The organism is Hydrogenophaga sp. (assembly GCF_030373225.1).
GTDB lineage: Bacteria > Pseudomonadota > Gammaproteobacteria > Burkholderiales > Burkholderiaceae_C > Hydrogenophaga.
Genome location: NZ_JAUCZG010000029.1, coordinates 43,788 through 58,575 on the forward strand (window position 1 = coordinate 43,788; position 14,788 = coordinate 58,575).

Sequence of the window (14,788 nt, forward strand, 5' to 3'; positions counted from 1 at the left end):
CACCGCATGAACACATCGCTGAGCAGCACCCCATGGCCCCGGTCTGTCGCCGTCCTGTGCATGGCCGTGGGCCTGCTCGCCGGTTGTGCCCTGCCGCCCGGCGGCGTGGGCCCTCCAGGCCTTGCGCAGCCCGAGGCCGCATCGGGTCGCACGGCGAAGCCCGGCTGGACCTTGCAGCGCCAGGCCGTGGCCGCGGCCAACCCGCTGGCCACCGAGGCGGGCGCGCACATCCTGCGCGCCGGCGGCAGCGCGCTGGACGCTGCGGTGGCGGTGCAGATGGTGCTCACGCTGGTGGAGCCGCAGTCCAGCGGCATCGGCGGGGGCGCCTTCCTGCTGCACCACGACGGGCGAACACTGCAGGCCTTTGACGGACGCGAAACCGCGCCCGCTGCGGTGGACGAGCGGCTGTTCCTGAACGAACAGGGCGAACCGATGCCCTTCATGCAGGCTGTGAACAGCGGGCGCTCGGTCGGTGTGCCGGGCACGGTGATGATGCTGGCGCTGGCCCACCGGCAGCACGGCAGACTGCCCTGGGCGCGCCTGTTCGAGCCGGCCATTGCCCTGGCCGAACAAGGCTTTTCGATCAGCCCGCGCCTGCACACGCTGCTGGCGGCCGACGCAACACTGAAGACCGACCCGGTGGCCGCCCGCTACTTCTACCGGGCCGATGGCCAGCCGCACCCGGCGGGCCACCGGCTGCGCAACCCCGAGCTGGCACAGGTGCTGCGCAACATCGCAGCCACCGGCCCGGTCGCGCTGCACGAAGGTCCGCTCGCGCAAGCCATCGTCGACAAGGTGCGCCGGCACCCCCGGCATCCGGGCACGCTGGGCCTGGACGACCTGAAGGGCTACCGGCCGCGCGAACGCGAGGCGATCTGCCACGACCACGCGGCCGCGCTGCGCGTGCTTCGCATCTGTGGCTTCCCGCCGCCGGGCTCCGGCGCCCTGGCCATCGGGCAGATCCTCGGACTGCTGGCGCGCACACCCCAGGGCACGTCCCCCTTGATCGATGGCCTGCCCGATGCCGACTGGCTGCACAGCTACAACGAGGCCTCACGGCTGGCATTCGCCGACCGCGCCCAATACCTCGGCGACCCCGATTTCGTGGCGCCGCCGGCCGGCCGGTGGACGAGCCTGCTCGATGCGCCCTACCTCGACGATCGGGCCCGGCTGATCAGCGGCACGCGCATGCCCGCAGCCCCCGCGGGTCAGCCTGGTGGCCTGCGCAGCAGCTGGGCGCCCATGCCCGACCAGGCCGAACACGGCACCAGCCACATCAGCATCGTGGACGGTTTCGGCAACGCGCTGGCCATGACCACCACCATCGAATCGGCCTTCGGCTCGCGCCTCATGGTCACCACCGACCCGGGCCGAAGCGGGGGTTTCCTGCTCAACAACCAGCTCACCGACTTCAGCTTTGCGCCGCGCGACGCGCAAGGCCGGCCAGTGGCCAACCGGGTCGAGCCCGGCAAGCGCCCGCGCTCCTCGATGTCGCCCACGCTGGTGTTCGACAAGGCCTCGGGTGAGCTGCTCATGAGCACCGGCAGCCCCGGCGGCGCCTTCATCATTCACTACACGGCCAAGGTGTTGCACGGTGTTCTGCAGTGGCGCCTGACGCCGCAGGCCGCCGTGGATCTGCCCAACTTCGGCACGCTGGGCGGGCCGCTGGTGCTGGAGCAAGGCCGCTTCCCGCAAGCAACACTGCAGGCTTTGCAGCAGCGTGGTCACACCGTGCAGCAGGGCGAACTCACCAGCGGTGCGCAAGCCCTTGTTCGGCGCAACCGCGCGTGGCTGGGTGGCGCCGATCCGCGCCGCGAGGGCGTCGTTGCCGGCGACTAGACGTCGATGGCGGCGGCCGAGCCCGCCCGTTTGCGAAGCTCGAACTTCTGGATCTTGCCGGTGCTGGTCTTGGGCAATTCGCCAAACACCACCGCGCGCGGCACCTTGAAGCCGGCCAGGTGCAGCCTGCAATGCGCCACGATGGACTCGGCCGTGGTGTCGGCCCCGGCCTTGAGCTCGATGAAGGCGCAGGGCGTCTCGCCCCACTTCGCATCGGCCTTGGCCACCACCGCCGCTGCGAGCACCGCGGGGTGGCGGTAGAGCACGTCCTCCACCTCGATCGACGAGATGTTTTCACCGCCGGAGATGATGATGTCCTTGCTGCGGTCCTTGATCTTGAAGTAGCCGTCGGCGTACTGCACCGCCAGGTCGCCGCTGTGGAACCAGCCGCCGGCAAAGGCCTCGGAGGTCGCCTTCGGGTTCTTCAGGTAACCCTTCATCGCGATGTTGCCCTTGAACATGATCTCGCCCATGGTCTCGCCGTCCTGCGGCACCGGCAGCAGGGTCTCGGGATCGAGCACGCGAACGTCGCGCTGCAGGTGGTAACGCACACCCTGGCGCGCGTTGAGCCGGGCTCGTTCGCCGATGTCCAGCGTGTCCCAGGCTTCGTGCTTCGCACACACCGTGGCCGGCCCGTAGACCTCGGTGAGGCCATAAACATGGGTGAGGTCAAAGCCCATCTGCTCCATGCCTTCGATCATCGAAGCCGGCGGCGCAGCACCCGCCACCATCGCCTTCACCCCGGCCGGCAGACCCAGCTTCATGGCCGCCGGTGCGTTGACCAGCATGCCGTGCACGATGGGCGCGCCGCAGTAGTGGGTCACCCCGTGGCGGCGCATGGCATCGAAGATCGCCTGCGCTTCCACCCGGCGCAGGCACACGTTGACCCCTGCGCGCGCGGCCACCGTCCACGGAAAGCACCAGCCGTTGCAGTGGAACATGGGCAGCGTCCAGAGGTACACCGCGTGTTTGGGCATGTCCCACTCCATCACGTTGGACACCGCGTTCATGGCCGCCCCGCGGTGGTGATACACCACGCCCTTGGGGTTGCCGGTGGTGCCGCTGGTGTAGTTCAGCGCGATGGCGTCCCACTCGTCGGCCGGCAGGCTCCAGGCAAACGCCGGGTCGCCAGCGGCCAGAAAGGCTTCATAGGTGCTGCTGCCGATGCGCTCGGACGCGCCGGTGAACAGCGCATCCTCCACATCGATCACCAGCAGGGGTGCGCCCGACCGGCGCATCGTCAGCGCCTGCTTCAGCGTGAGCGAGAACTCCGGGTCCACGATCACCACCTTCGCCTCGCCGTGGTCGAGCATGAAGGCAATGGCCTCCGGGTCCAGCCGCGTGTTGAGCGCGTTGAGCACGGCTCCCGCCATGGGCACGCCGAAATGCGCCTCCACCATGGGCGGCGTGTTGGGCAGCATCACCGCCACGGTGTCGTTCTTGCCGATGCCGGCGCGCTGCAGGGCGCTGGCCAGGCGCCGGCAGCGCGCGAAGGTCTCGCCCCAGGTCTGGCGCAACTCGCCGTGCACCACCGCCAGGCGATCCGGGTAGACCTCGGCGGTTCGCTCGATGAACGACAGCGGGGAAAACGGCGCGAAGTTGGCCTCGTTGCGCGGCAGGTCCTGGTCGAAGATGCTGGTCATGGCGGTTTGTCTCCTGGGGTGGATGGCTCTTTGGCCCGTGCGAGAGAATACTCCCGTGGCCATCCCCCAGACCTTCATCCAGGAACTGCTCAACCGCGTCGACGTGGTCGATGTGGTGGGTCGCTACGTGCAGCTCAAGAAGGGCGGCGCCAACCTGATGGGCCTGTGCCCGTTCCATGGCGAGAAGTCGCCCTCGTTCAGCGTCAGCCCGACCAAACAGTTCTATCACTGCTTCGGCTGCGGGGCCAACGGCAATGCCATCGGCTTCCTGATGGAACACGCCGGCATGAGTTTCATCGAGGCAGTGAAAGACCTGGCCCAGCAAACCGGCATGCAGATGCCCGAAGACGATGCCTCGCCACAAGACCGCGAGCGCGCCGCACAGCAGCGACAGAAGCAGGTCACGCTGACCGACGTGCTGGAGAAGGCCGCGCAGGCCTATGCGAAACAACTCAAGGTTGCGCCGCGCGCGGTCGACTACCTCAAGGGCCGCGGCCTCTCGGGCCAGATCGCCAAGACCTTCGGCCTGGGCTACGCGCCAGAAGGCTGGCGCGCACTGGCCAGCGTGTTCCCCGACTACCAGGACCCGCTGCTGGTCGAGTCCGGCATGGTGATCGAACACGAAGACGAAAAAGGGGCTGACGGCCAGTCGAAACGCTACGACCGTTTTCGCGATCGCATCATGTTCCCGATCCGCAACGTCAAGGGCGAGTGCATCGGCTTTGGCGGTCGTGTGCTCGACAAGGGTGAGCCCAAGTACCTGAACTCGCCCGAAACCCCGGTGTTCAGCAAGGGCCGCGAACTCTACGGTCTGTTCGAAGGCCGCACCGCCATCCGTGTGGCGGGTTATGCGCTGGTGACCGAGGGCTACATGGACGTGGTGGCGCTGGCCCAGCTCGGGTTTGCCAACACGGTGGCCACGCTGGGCACGGCCTGCACGCCCGACCATGTGCAGAAGCTCTTTCGCTTCACCGACAGCGTGGTGTTCAGCTTCGACGGCGACAACGCCGGCCGGCGGGCCGCACGCAAGGCGCTCGACGCCGCCCTGCCCCTGGCCACCGACACGCGCAGCGTGAAGTTCCTCTTTCTGCCCGCCGAACACGACCCCGACAGCTTCGTGCGCGCCAACGGCGAAGCCGCCTTCGCCCAGTGCGTGAAGGAGGCGGTGCCGCTCTCGCGTTTTCTGATCGAAGCGGCCAGCGCCGACTGCGACCTGTCCACCGCCGAAGGCCGCGCCCGCATGGCCAGCCAGGCGCGACCCCTCTGGAGCGCCCTGCCCGATGGCGCGCTCAAGCGCCAGCTGATCGGCGAGCTGTCCAGCGGCATCGGCATCGGCAGCGCCGACCTGCTGCAGCTCTGGCAGCAGACCGGCGCTGGTTCGCGCACGGCCCGGGCAGGCGGGCACACCCCGGCGCCGGCGTCGGGCGACCCGGGCCACGACGGCAGCCCTTCGTTCGAGGCCTCCGCCGGGGGCTACGAATCCAGCGCCGGCAGCTACCGCGGCGACAGCGGCGGCCACGGCAGGAAGGGCTACGGAAAATGGCGCAAGGCCCCGCCCCCGCCACCGCGCATGCTCGGCACGCGCCGTGCGGGTGGCAGCCGGGCCGACCGCGCGGTGGCCCTGTTGCTGTCCAACGCGCAGGCGTGGGACGGCCTGTCGGCCGACGACCACAGCCTGCTGGCCCACCTGCCCGCGCCGCACGGAGCGCTGTTCGCCTGGCTCGAGGCCCAGTTGCACGAACACGGCCCCCAGCCCTGGGCCGCCTTGCGCGAAGCGCTGCGGGGGCACGAACACGAGGCGTTCGGCTGCACCCAGGTGGAGCAGGTGCCGCCCAGTGACGACCCCGCCTCCGAGCAATCGGAACTCACCGACGTGATGAACCGCCTGCGCCGCGACGCGCTGGAAGAGCAGGCGAGCCAGCTGGCCACCCGGGTGGCCGAGGGCGACGCGGCTGCCCTGAGCGACTACAAACGGGTCCGGGACCAGCTCGCCGCACTGAAAACCAGCGCCGCCAACTAGCCAAAAGCGGCCCGCGGGGTATAATCCGCGGCTTTGCACCGCAAGCGCGACAGCAGCACCTCCGGCATCGGCCCGGCCCTTTGACAAGGGCTGCAAGGACACTCCTCCTGGCCACCTCAGCGACCCGACCCGGGCCTGACGGAACCCCGCAAGGACTGCACACCAAATGTTCGCCCCAACAGCTTGCAGGCCTGCCCTTTCCGGCGAAAGGCAGGCGTTGTGCCCAACAAAATCACCGGGACGGACCGCGCCGCGCGGCCTTCAGGCGTTTTTTGTGTGTTCTGCCGGTTCCAAGTTCGACATTTTTCTGAGGTCCTCATGCCCGCGAAGAAATCCAGCACGCCCGTCTCGTCCAGCACAAAACCCGCCAAAAAGGCACCCACACGCGCCACCGCCCCGGCTTTGCCTCCGAAGAAAGCCCCTGCAGTGACCGACAAGACCCCCGCCAAAGCCGCCGCCAAGGCCGCACCCGCCAAAAAAACCGTTGCCAAGGCACCCGACACCGAGTTGCTCGACGACGCGCCAGCGAAGAAGAAGCCAGGCCGTCCGGCCAAGGCCGCTGTTGCCGGTGACGACAAGCCAGCCGCCAAACGCGGCCGCAAGCCCAAGGCCGACGCCAAGGGCAAGTCCTCCGGCGGTGGCGACATCGACGACGCCGACCTGAGCGACATCGAAGACGACCTGACCGGTGAGGTCGAAGTCGAAGCGGTGGACGCCACGTCGACCACGACCGAAAAGGTCAAGCCCCTGCGCATGAAGATCAGCAAGGCGAAGGAGCGCGCGCTGATGAAGGAATTCGGCCTGGACGAAACCGTCCTGTCCGAAGAAGAGGCCCGCAACCGCCGCGAACGCCTCAAGACGCTGATCAAGCTGGGCAAGACCCGCGGCTACCTCACGCACGGCGAAATCAACGACCACCTGCCCGACAAGCTGGTCGAGGCCGAAACGCTTGAAGTGGTGGTCTCGCTGCTCAACGACATGGGCGTGGCCGTTTACGAACAGACGCCCGACGCCGAGACCCTGCTGCTGAACAACACCGGCCCCACCGCCGCCACCGAAGAAGAAGCCGAAGAAGAAGCCGAAGCCGCGCTGTCCACCGTCGACAGCGAGTTCGGCCGCACCACCGACCCGGTGCGCATGTACATGCGCGAAATGGGCACGGTGGAGCTGCTCACGCGCGAAGGCGAGATCGAGATCGCCAAGCGCATCGAAGGCGGCCTGAACGACATGATGGCCGCCATCAGCGAGAGCCCGGCCACCATCGCCGAGATCCTGGTGATGGCCGAAGACATCCGCAGCGGCAAGGTCGTCATCTCCACCGTGGTCGACGGCTTTGCCGACGCCGACGCAGCCGACGATTACGTGGCCGAGGAAGACTTCGACGACTACGACGAAGCCGACGACGACGACGGCAAGGGCGGCTCCAAGGCCCTCACACGCAAGCTCGAAGAACTCAAGCGCGAAGCCCTCACCCGCTTCGACACCATGCGCACGCTGTTCGAGAAGCTGCACAAGACCTACGACAAGGAAGGCTACGGCACGCCGACCTACCTCAAGACGCAGAAGGCCATCACCGAAACGCTGATGTCGATCCGCTTCACCGCCAAGGCCATCGAGAAGCTGTGCAGCACCATGCGCAACCAGGTGGACGACGTGCGCAAGAAAGAGCGCGAGCTGCGCCGCATCATCGTGGACAAGTGCGGCATGCCGCAGGAGAAGTTCATTGCCGACTTCCCGGCCAACCTGCTCAACCTGAAATGGGTGGAGAAGCAGGCCGCGGCCGGCAAGCCCTGGAGCGTGGTGATGGAGCGCAACATCCCGCCGGTGCAGGAACTGCAGACCGGCCTGATGAACATCCAGAGCAGCGTGGTCGTGCCGCTGGCGCACCTCAAGGACATCCACAAGCGCATGAACTCGGGCGAGTCCACCTCGCGCGACGCGAAGAAGGAAATGATCGAGGCCAACCTGCGTCTCGTGATCTCGATCGCCAAGAAGTACACCAACCGCGGCCTGCAGTTCCTCGACCTGATCCAGGAAGGCAACATCGGCCTGATGAAGGCGGTGGACAAGTTCGAATACCGCCGTGGCTACAAATTCTCGACCTATGCCACCTGGTGGATCCGCCAGGCCATCACCCGCTCGATCGCCGACCAGGCGCGCACCATCCGGATTCCGGTGCACATGATCGAGACCATCAACAAGATGAACCGCATCAGCCGCCAGCACCTGCAGGAGTTCGGCTTCGAGCCCGATGCGTCCATCCTGGCCGAGAAGATGGAGATGCCGGAAGAGAAGATCCGCAAGATCATGAAGATCGCCAAGGAGCCGATCTCCATGGAAACGCCGATCGGCGACGACGACGATTCGCACCTGGGCGACTTCATCGAAGACCAGGCCAACACCGCTCCCATCGAGGCGGCGATGCAGGCCGGCCTGCGCGAAGTGGTCAAGGAAATCCTCGACAGCCTCACGCCCCGCGAAGCCAAGGTGCTGCGCATGCGCTTCGGCATCGAGATGTCCACCGACCACACGCTGGAAGAAGTGGGCAAGCAGTTCGACGTGACCCGCGAACGCATCCGCCAGATCGAAAGCAAGGCGGTGCGCAAGCTCAAGCACCCCAGCCGCTCGGACAAGCTGCGCAGCTTCATCGACACGCTGTAAGGCGGGGTCGCTCAAGAAAAAGGGAGCCGCTGGCTCCCTTTTTTTTGCCTCGGAACAGGTCAGTGGCCGGGTCAGGGAGCACCGAACTGCTGCGCCACCGCTTCCAGCGAGTTTTGTACCCGCTGCACCATGGCAGACGGGCCCGCCGCTGACAACACCAGTTCGTGCGTGGCCCGGGTCATGCCCACATAGAGCAGCCGGACTTCTTCTTCAATGGCTTCGTCCTTGAAGGGCATGGCATCGAGTGCGGCCACGATCACCAGCGGGAACTCCAGCCCCTTGGCGCTGTGCAGCGTCAACAGCTTGACGCTCGGTCTGGTCCAGTTGAACGCCCTGAAGTTCTGGTCGTTCATGGACTGCACTGCGATGCGCCTGCGCCGCAGCGCAGCAGCCACATCGTCCATGTGCCGCTTGATGCGAAACAGCACCGCCACGTCGTCCAGTGCCCGCCCTGCGGCCAGCGCCTGCTCGATGCGCTCGGCCACCAGTTCGGCCTCTTCACGCGCGTTACCCGCCAGCATCAGCACCGGCACTGGCCCGCGCCGCCCAGCGCTTGCGGGCAGCACCGACTGCACCGCCTCGTCGGTTTCAGCCCGATCGGACAGCAAACTCTGCGCACAGTGCATGGCCAGCGCCAGCACCTCCGCCGTGTTGCGGTAGTTGAGCTTGAGCACGCTGGTGCGCCCCTGGGCCTGAATGCCCACGCTGGCAAAGTTGAACTTGCGGCGCTTCTTCTGGTAGATCGACTGGGCGTCGTCGTACAGCACCAGCAGCGAGTTCGTGGCCGGCGTCACCATGCGCGCGGCCATCTGCAACCAGGCGTCCTCAAAGTCGTGTGCCTCGTCGATCAACAGCGCCGTGTACTGACCCGCCGGCACCAAGCCCGAGGCCACCGAGCGGTTGACGGTGTCGGCCAGGGCTTCGAAATAGGCGCTGCCCGACAAACCAGCGGGTACCTCCAGCTGGTAGGCGCGCACCAAGTCCTGGCACCAGCTGTGGAAGGTGCGCACCGCCACGCGCTCGTCCACACCCCGCAGGCGCAACTGGCCTTCGATGCGTTGCGACAGCGTGCGGTTGAAACAGAGCACCAGGATCGGTCGGTCGGCTTGCGCCGCAGCCGCCAGTTGCTGCGCCCGGAACACCAGGATCATGGTCTTGCCCGACCCGGCCGAGCCGTGGATGACCCGGTGCCCTTCGCCCAGGGTGCGCGCCACCTGCTCCTGCTGCAGGTCCATCACCTGCATCAGGTCGGGCAATGCCAGTGCAGGCGAAGCTTCCCCGTCTTCAAGCAGGGAAGGCTGTTGTTGCACGCGGATTTCAGGAAACAGGTGCCAGCGGACGCGGTCGCGCTGCGGCAGCGACAACGTGTGCGGGTAGTTCACCGTGAACATGCCCCAGAGCTTGCTCTGGAAGCTGGCTTCATCCACCGCCTCGTCCAGATCGTCCCGCATCAGCACCTGGTTCCTGGGGAACAGACTGTGAAATTCCAGACCAGCCACATCCTTGTCGGCCAAACCCGAAAACACAGCGCCCCAGCCGTAAGGAAACAGCAACTTGCCCCTGAATGGACCGTCGGCATGCACCAGCAACGGGTCGCGCGCCATCAGGTCCACCAGCTCCATGGCGTAGTCGCGCGCCTGGCGCAGCGGGTTGGCCTCGGTAACCAGCCCACGCTCGGTCTTGAGCTCCACGCTGTCGCGGTTGGCCTTGGACAGCGTGGCCCGCTTCCAGTGCTTCACCTCCAGGATCAGGATGCCCTGGCGCGGGCTCAAGACCACAAAGTCGGGCTGCCTGGCCTTGGGGCCCAGCGGCACGTCGTGCCAGACCATGTAGTCGTCGGACAGGCTGCGTTTGAGCTGGTGCAACACCAGGCGCTCGCCCGCGTTCGCACATCGCTTGTCAATGTGGGTGAGTCCCTGGGGAAAGATGGCCATCGTTCAGCGTCCGTCAGATGCTTCGGCCAGCTCGACGCCGAGGTCGCCCGCAATCAACTTGAACTGCTCCAGCGCGGCTTGCAGGTCTTCCACGATCTCCTGCGCGATCACGCCCGGCGCTGGCAGGTTGTCGCTGTCGGCCAGCGAGTCGTCTTTGAGCCAGAAGATGTCCAGGCTCGCCTTGTCACGCGCTGCGATGTCTTCATAGGTGTAGGCGCGCCAGCGGCCTTCCGGCCTCGTTCGGCCTGAGCCTGTCGAAGGCTCTGCGCTCCAGGTAGCGGCGCGCTGGTTGCGGTTGGCCGCGCTGTAGAGCGCAACGAACTCGTCCAGGTGCTCGCGCTTGAGCGGGTTGGTCTTGAGTGTGAAGTGCTGGTTGGTGCGCAGGTCGTAGATCCAGAGCTTCTTTGTCCAAGGCGTTTCGCTGGCGGGCTTCTTGTCGAAGAACAACACGTTGGCTTTAACACCCTGCGCGTAGAACAAGCCGGTGGGCAGGCGCAGCAGCGTGTGCAGGTCGCATTCCTGCATCAAACGGCGGCGGATGATTTCGCCCGCTCCGCCTTCAAACAACACGTTGTCGGGCAGCACCACCGCCGCCCGGCCGTTGGTGGCCAGCAGCGTCTTGATGTGTTGCACAAAGTTGAGCTGCTTGTTGCTCGTGGTGGCCCAGAAATCGTCGCGCTCGATGATGTCTTTCTCGGTGCTCGTGCGGCCGTCTTCACCCACGATCACGGTGCTGCTTTTTTTGCCGAACGGCGGGTTGGCCAGCACCACGTCAAAGCGCGCGCCGGGGTCGGTTCCCAGTGCATCACCCACCACCACCGGCACCGACTTTTCAGAGCCGATGCCGTGCAGCATCAGGTTCATGGCGCACACACGCGCTGTGGCCTGCACCAGCTCGTAGCCGGTGAACGCCTTTTCCTTCAGGTGTTTGAGCTGGTCGCGCGTGAGGTTCTTGTGGTGCGCGGTGATGTGGTTGTGCGCGGTGAACAAAAAGCCGCCGGTGCCACAGGCCGGGTCGCAGATCGACTCGCCCGGCTGCGGTGCGATGCAGTCCACCATGGCCTGGATGAGCGCGCGCGGCGTGAAGTATTGGCCCGCGCCGCTCTTGGTGTCTTGCGCGTTGCGCTCCAGAAGGCCCTCGTAGGCATCGCCCTTCACGTCCGCGCCCAGGATGGTCCAGGTCTCGGTGTCGATGAGGTCGGCCACCACACGGCGCAGCTTGGCCGGGTCTTGAAACTTGTTTTGCGCCTTGGCGAAGATCAGCCCCAGCGTGCCGCGCTCCATGCCCAGCCGGTCCAGCGTGTGGCGGTAGTGGTCAAACAGCGCATCACCATCACGCGCCAGCAGCGACGGCCAGCCATAGCCCTCGGGCACGATGCTCGGCTGGTTGTGCGGCGGTTTGCTGCGCTCATCGGCCATCTTCAGGAACAGCAGGTAGGTGAGCTGCTCCACGTAGTCGCCATAGCTCATGCCGTCGTCGCGCAGCACGTTGCAGTAGTTCCAGAGCTTCTGGACGAGGGAGTGGGTGTTGGTGTTCATGTCGGTTTCAGCCCTTTGGGGCGGGCTTGGGTGATCTGGGCGCGTTCGGGTCGAGGATAGCGGCCAGCCTGTCCATCGCCATGCCCCGTTCTCGGGCGCGCCCAACGCGCAATGCGTCGAACAGGGCCAGCATCTCATAGAGCCTGGCGTCGCTAGTTGCCGCAAACGGCACGTTGGGATGCAAGGGCTCAATACCCAGACCTCGAACCTGGCCGTTCGGGTGAGGCCATACGTAGTCGTTGGAGCCAGGTGCAAACACGCCTGCAAAAGCGGGGGCGCTGTGGCTGGTTGGAACGCCAACAGCCATTGGCATGCGGTCTGGCACAAAGACGAAGCGCGCGCCGTGAATGACGAACTCCGCAAGAAAGCGGTCGTGGGGACGAACCGGATTGCCAGAAGCATTTGCCTGAAGCCCCCGGTGCCGCCGCTGCTTCACCGGATGAATGTCCTGGCCCAGCAGCTCCGAGCGAGCCCCCTCACCCGACAGGTCCGCCGTGCCGTTCTCCAGCAGCAATCCGGATCGCAAACACCGTTGCACACCCGCATGCGCCTCGGACGCACTCAGCCCCAGTTCTCTGGCCAACCGCGCGTAGGTCCACCGCTCGCTGCCAATGGCAACCAGCTTGAGCGCAACCAACAAGTCTTGGGGTTTCAGCAGCATTAGTCTTTATTCGCGAATTGCGAACAAATTCTATCGCCAGCGAGCCCTATTCAAACCATCTGCCAAGCTCAGGGGAACTCTGCCCTTCAATCGCTAGAGGACTGAGGCGCCTTTTTGGCTCGTTTGACTGCGGGCTTGCGAGCAACCAGCTTGGCGACCCGCTCTCCTTTGGGCGAAGCCAAGTCGGCAAACGACACAGACGGCAGCAAAAATGGCCCATGTACCGAGCGGCTTGTGATGGTCACGACCAATTCCCGAACAGCACCGAAAAGCAGGGACACACCATTCACCATCGCACGTACCCGTCTTTCTTCGGCCTGCCCTTCCGCTTGGACCAGATGCATGCGAACCAACCCACGCGCATTGACCTGAACCACGTAAGGCGCCTGTTCGTCGGCCTTGGGGCCAACCTTCAGCAACAGGCGGACACCGTAGTCGGAATACCGCTCTTCCTCAGCAAACAGCTCGATACCAACCTCGGCTGAGATGTTCAGCTTTCCCGGGAAAAAAACCAAGGTTGGGGAGGCATCCGGATCGGCCTTGTAGCCCTGAACAGGCTGTACGGAGACACCGTCAAAAACGTACTCCAGCAGTTGCAAAGGACTAAGCTGCACAGGCTTCCTCCAGCACCATGAATTCGTGGTTCGAGGCGTCGAACGTCAAGCCCATGTGCTGAACCTCATACGCGCCGTGGAAGCGCTGCTGAACAGGCTTCATGGTCTTGCGACTCATCCAGGACTGAATGTCGGGCTCGTCCTGCATCTCCAGGGTCAGCGCCGTGCGCTGGGTCCAGGGTTGCGATGCGGACGATACATCCGCCTTCCGAAACACCGTATCAAACGTGTACCCAAGTGCACCAGCCACAGTGGCAATCGTTTGCACCGTGATGTTTTCTTGCCCGGAGAGCACCTGCGACACGCGCGCCCGGCTCCACCCCAGCTTGCGGGCCAGGTCAGCGCGCGACACGTCAGCGTGATTCAGCAGCAGGGTCAGGTCGGCCGCCACGTCCACGGCCTTCAGCTCATCGGCCAGCCCTTTGTGGGCAGCAATCAGGTCGCCAAACAGCGGTTTGTGTGCCATGTCATGTTCTCGCTTCGATCAATCAGTCATTCAACCCACTGGATGCCACCCGCAGATTGGGAGGCCTCCAGAAAATCCACCACGGCCCGCTCGGCCTTGTTCTGTTCTTTCCCGGACAACTTGTCCTTGCGCTTTGCGAGCACGTCCGTTAACAGAACCACCTTGCCGCTGGCGTAATAAAACAGGATGCGGATATCGCCATGCCTGTACCGCCAGACGGTCTCTTTTCGCTTGGTCACCTCGCAGTAAAACGGCTCGAACGCTTCATGGACCGCCTTCTCATCCACCAGCTGGTTGAACGGCTTACCCAGATGGGACAGCTTCACGAAGTGCGCCAAGCCCTTCAATGCAGCGCGCTGATCGGCCGCCGACAAAGTTTGCACAGCACCGAACACGCTTGCGCTCTGACGCGTCGCTTCAGCGCACAGAGAAACCGGCCGGAACCGCCCCTCTGGCAAAACACCCCCGGTACTCAACCCGAAGTCTTCAGGACGGATTTCGGTTAGATAGCGAATTTGTTTAGGCAAAGCTTAACACCGTTAGATGCCGAAGATGTGGGGAGGCGCACCGATTGACCTCGGTTTTTGTGGGATTGCTTGGCTTTCCATGACTGTATTTTCATCCAGTTCCAAAGAGTCGCTTTGTCTCAGCTCCCCGCTTCCGCCTCCTGCAGCTCCTTCAGCGTGCGCCCCTGCGCGTCTTTCCATTTGGTGCGCCCGTTGGTGTGGCGCCCCAGAATCAGCACCGCCGCCAGCGAGGGCGAGGTGAACACGTAGTCCTGTGTGAAGCGCAGCGCATCACCGTCAGGCACCAGCACGCCGCTGTTCAAAAGGTCTTTCCGCTGGGTCGCGCGGGCGGGCCAGTTCTGCTGAAGCGAGGGCACCACCTCGGTCACCGCGCGCGAGCCTGCCTTGACCACAAACCCTTGGCTGGCTTCGTAGCCCGTGGCCTCTACCCCCTTGCCGGCGCAATACAGCAGCGGAGCCACCGGCGCGGCTGCATCAGCCCGAATCACCGTGGAAACAGCCGGCGCCGACTCGAACGCGTGCACCCCCAACACAGGCAACATGCCCAGCATGTGGTCCAGAAACACCAGCATGTCCGCCCGGTCGGCCTCGCTCAGGGTGGGCTCGTTGGGAAAGTTGCCGTTGTCCAGCGGCACGCGCTTGGCCGCACGGGCCAGTGCGATCAGCCGCGCCTCCAGAAACTGCACATGCGCCTTGTTGAGCAACCCACCCACCGCCACGAAACCGATGGCGCGGGTCCAGAAATCTTTCTGCGCGTAGTGGCTCTCAAGCCGGGGGCGAATCGGGTCACCCTCGCCCACGTAGAGCAAGTCGCCCTCGCCGTCCGGCCGCGGGCGGAACGTGTCAATGACTTTGCGCCACCAGTGATCATGAATTTACTGCGC

11 protein-coding genes are annotated in these 14,788 nt (G+C 65.2%); 3 read left to right on the plus strand and 8 right to left on the minus strand.

Annotated elements, in window-relative coordinates; genetic code table 11:
- Positions 1-6: 6 nt before the first annotated feature.
- Positions 7-1,839 carry a gamma-glutamyltransferase family protein gene (locus tag QUV35_RS15070; RefSeq protein WP_300875791.1) on the plus strand — a complete coding sequence of 611 codons (1,833 nt, stop codon included), beginning with the start codon at positions 7-9 and terminating at the stop codon, positions 1,837-1,839.
- Here QUV35_RS15070 and QUV35_RS15075 read toward each other — a convergent pair.
- On the minus strand, positions 1,836-3,482 hold the full coding sequence (locus tag QUV35_RS15075) for an acyl-CoA synthetase (RefSeq protein ID WP_300875794.1): 1,647 nt from the start codon (positions 3,480-3,482) through the stop codon (positions 1,836-1,838). The two genes, QUV35_RS15070 and QUV35_RS15075, sit on opposite strands and share 4 nt — an antisense overlap.
- Positions 3,483-3,537: 55 nt before the next feature.
- On the opposite strand from QUV35_RS15075, the gene dnaG reads away from it, so the two are divergent.
- Both dnaG and rpoD read left to right on the plus strand, forming a co-directional pair.
- Positions 3,538-5,502 (plus strand): DNA primase, encoded by a 1,965-nt coding sequence (gene dnaG, locus QUV35_RS15080; protein WP_300875797.1) that lies wholly within the window; start codon positions 3,538-3,540, stop codon positions 5,500-5,502.
- Positions 5,503-5,820: 318 nt separating this feature from the next.
- Entirely contained in the window at positions 5,821-8,163 is a 2,343-nt protein-coding gene (gene rpoD / locus QUV35_RS15085; protein WP_300875800.1) for an RNA polymerase sigma factor RpoD, read from the plus strand.
- Positions 8,164-8,234: 71 nt separating this feature from the next.
- Here the strand turns inward: rpoD and QUV35_RS15090 are convergent, their stop codons facing one another.
- From QUV35_RS15090 to QUV35_RS15120, 7 genes are all read right to left on the minus strand, one after another.
- Complete coding sequence (locus QUV35_RS15090; RefSeq protein ID WP_300875802.1) at positions 8,235-10,097, minus strand: 3'-5' exonuclease; 1,863 nt, start codon at positions 10,095-10,097, stop codon at positions 8,235-8,237.
- A 3-nt stretch (positions 10,098-10,100) separates the two neighbouring features.
- Positions 10,101-11,636 (minus strand): class I SAM-dependent DNA methyltransferase, encoded by a 1,536-nt coding sequence (locus QUV35_RS15095; protein ID WP_300875804.1) that lies wholly within the window; start codon positions 11,634-11,636, stop codon positions 10,101-10,103.
- Positions 11,637-11,643: 7 nt separating this feature from the next.
- Entirely contained in the window at positions 11,644-12,297 is a 654-nt protein-coding gene (locus QUV35_RS15100; protein ID WP_300875806.1) for a hypothetical protein, read from the minus strand.
- Positions 12,298-12,383: 86 nt separating this feature from the next.
- A complete protein-coding gene (locus tag QUV35_RS15105) occupies positions 12,384-12,896 on the minus strand; it encodes a protein-export chaperone SecB (protein ID WP_300875808.1) in 513 nt (170 codons plus the stop codon).
- 4 nt (positions 12,897-12,900) lie between these two features.
- Entirely contained in the window at positions 12,901-13,377 is a 477-nt protein-coding gene (locus QUV35_RS15110; protein WP_300875811.1) for a helix-turn-helix transcriptional regulator, read from the minus strand.
- A 26-nt stretch (positions 13,378-13,403) separates the two neighbouring features.
- Positions 13,404-13,904, minus strand: a complete 501-nt coding sequence (locus tag QUV35_RS15115; protein ID WP_300875814.1) for a hypothetical protein — start codon at positions 13,902-13,904, stop codon at positions 13,404-13,406.
- Between the two features lie 119 nt (positions 13,905-14,023).
- A complete protein-coding gene (locus QUV35_RS15120; RefSeq protein ID WP_300875826.1) occupies positions 14,024-14,704 on the minus strand; it encodes a DUF4357 domain-containing protein in 681 nt (226 codons plus the stop codon).
- Positions 14,705-14,788: the final 84 nt, after the last annotated feature.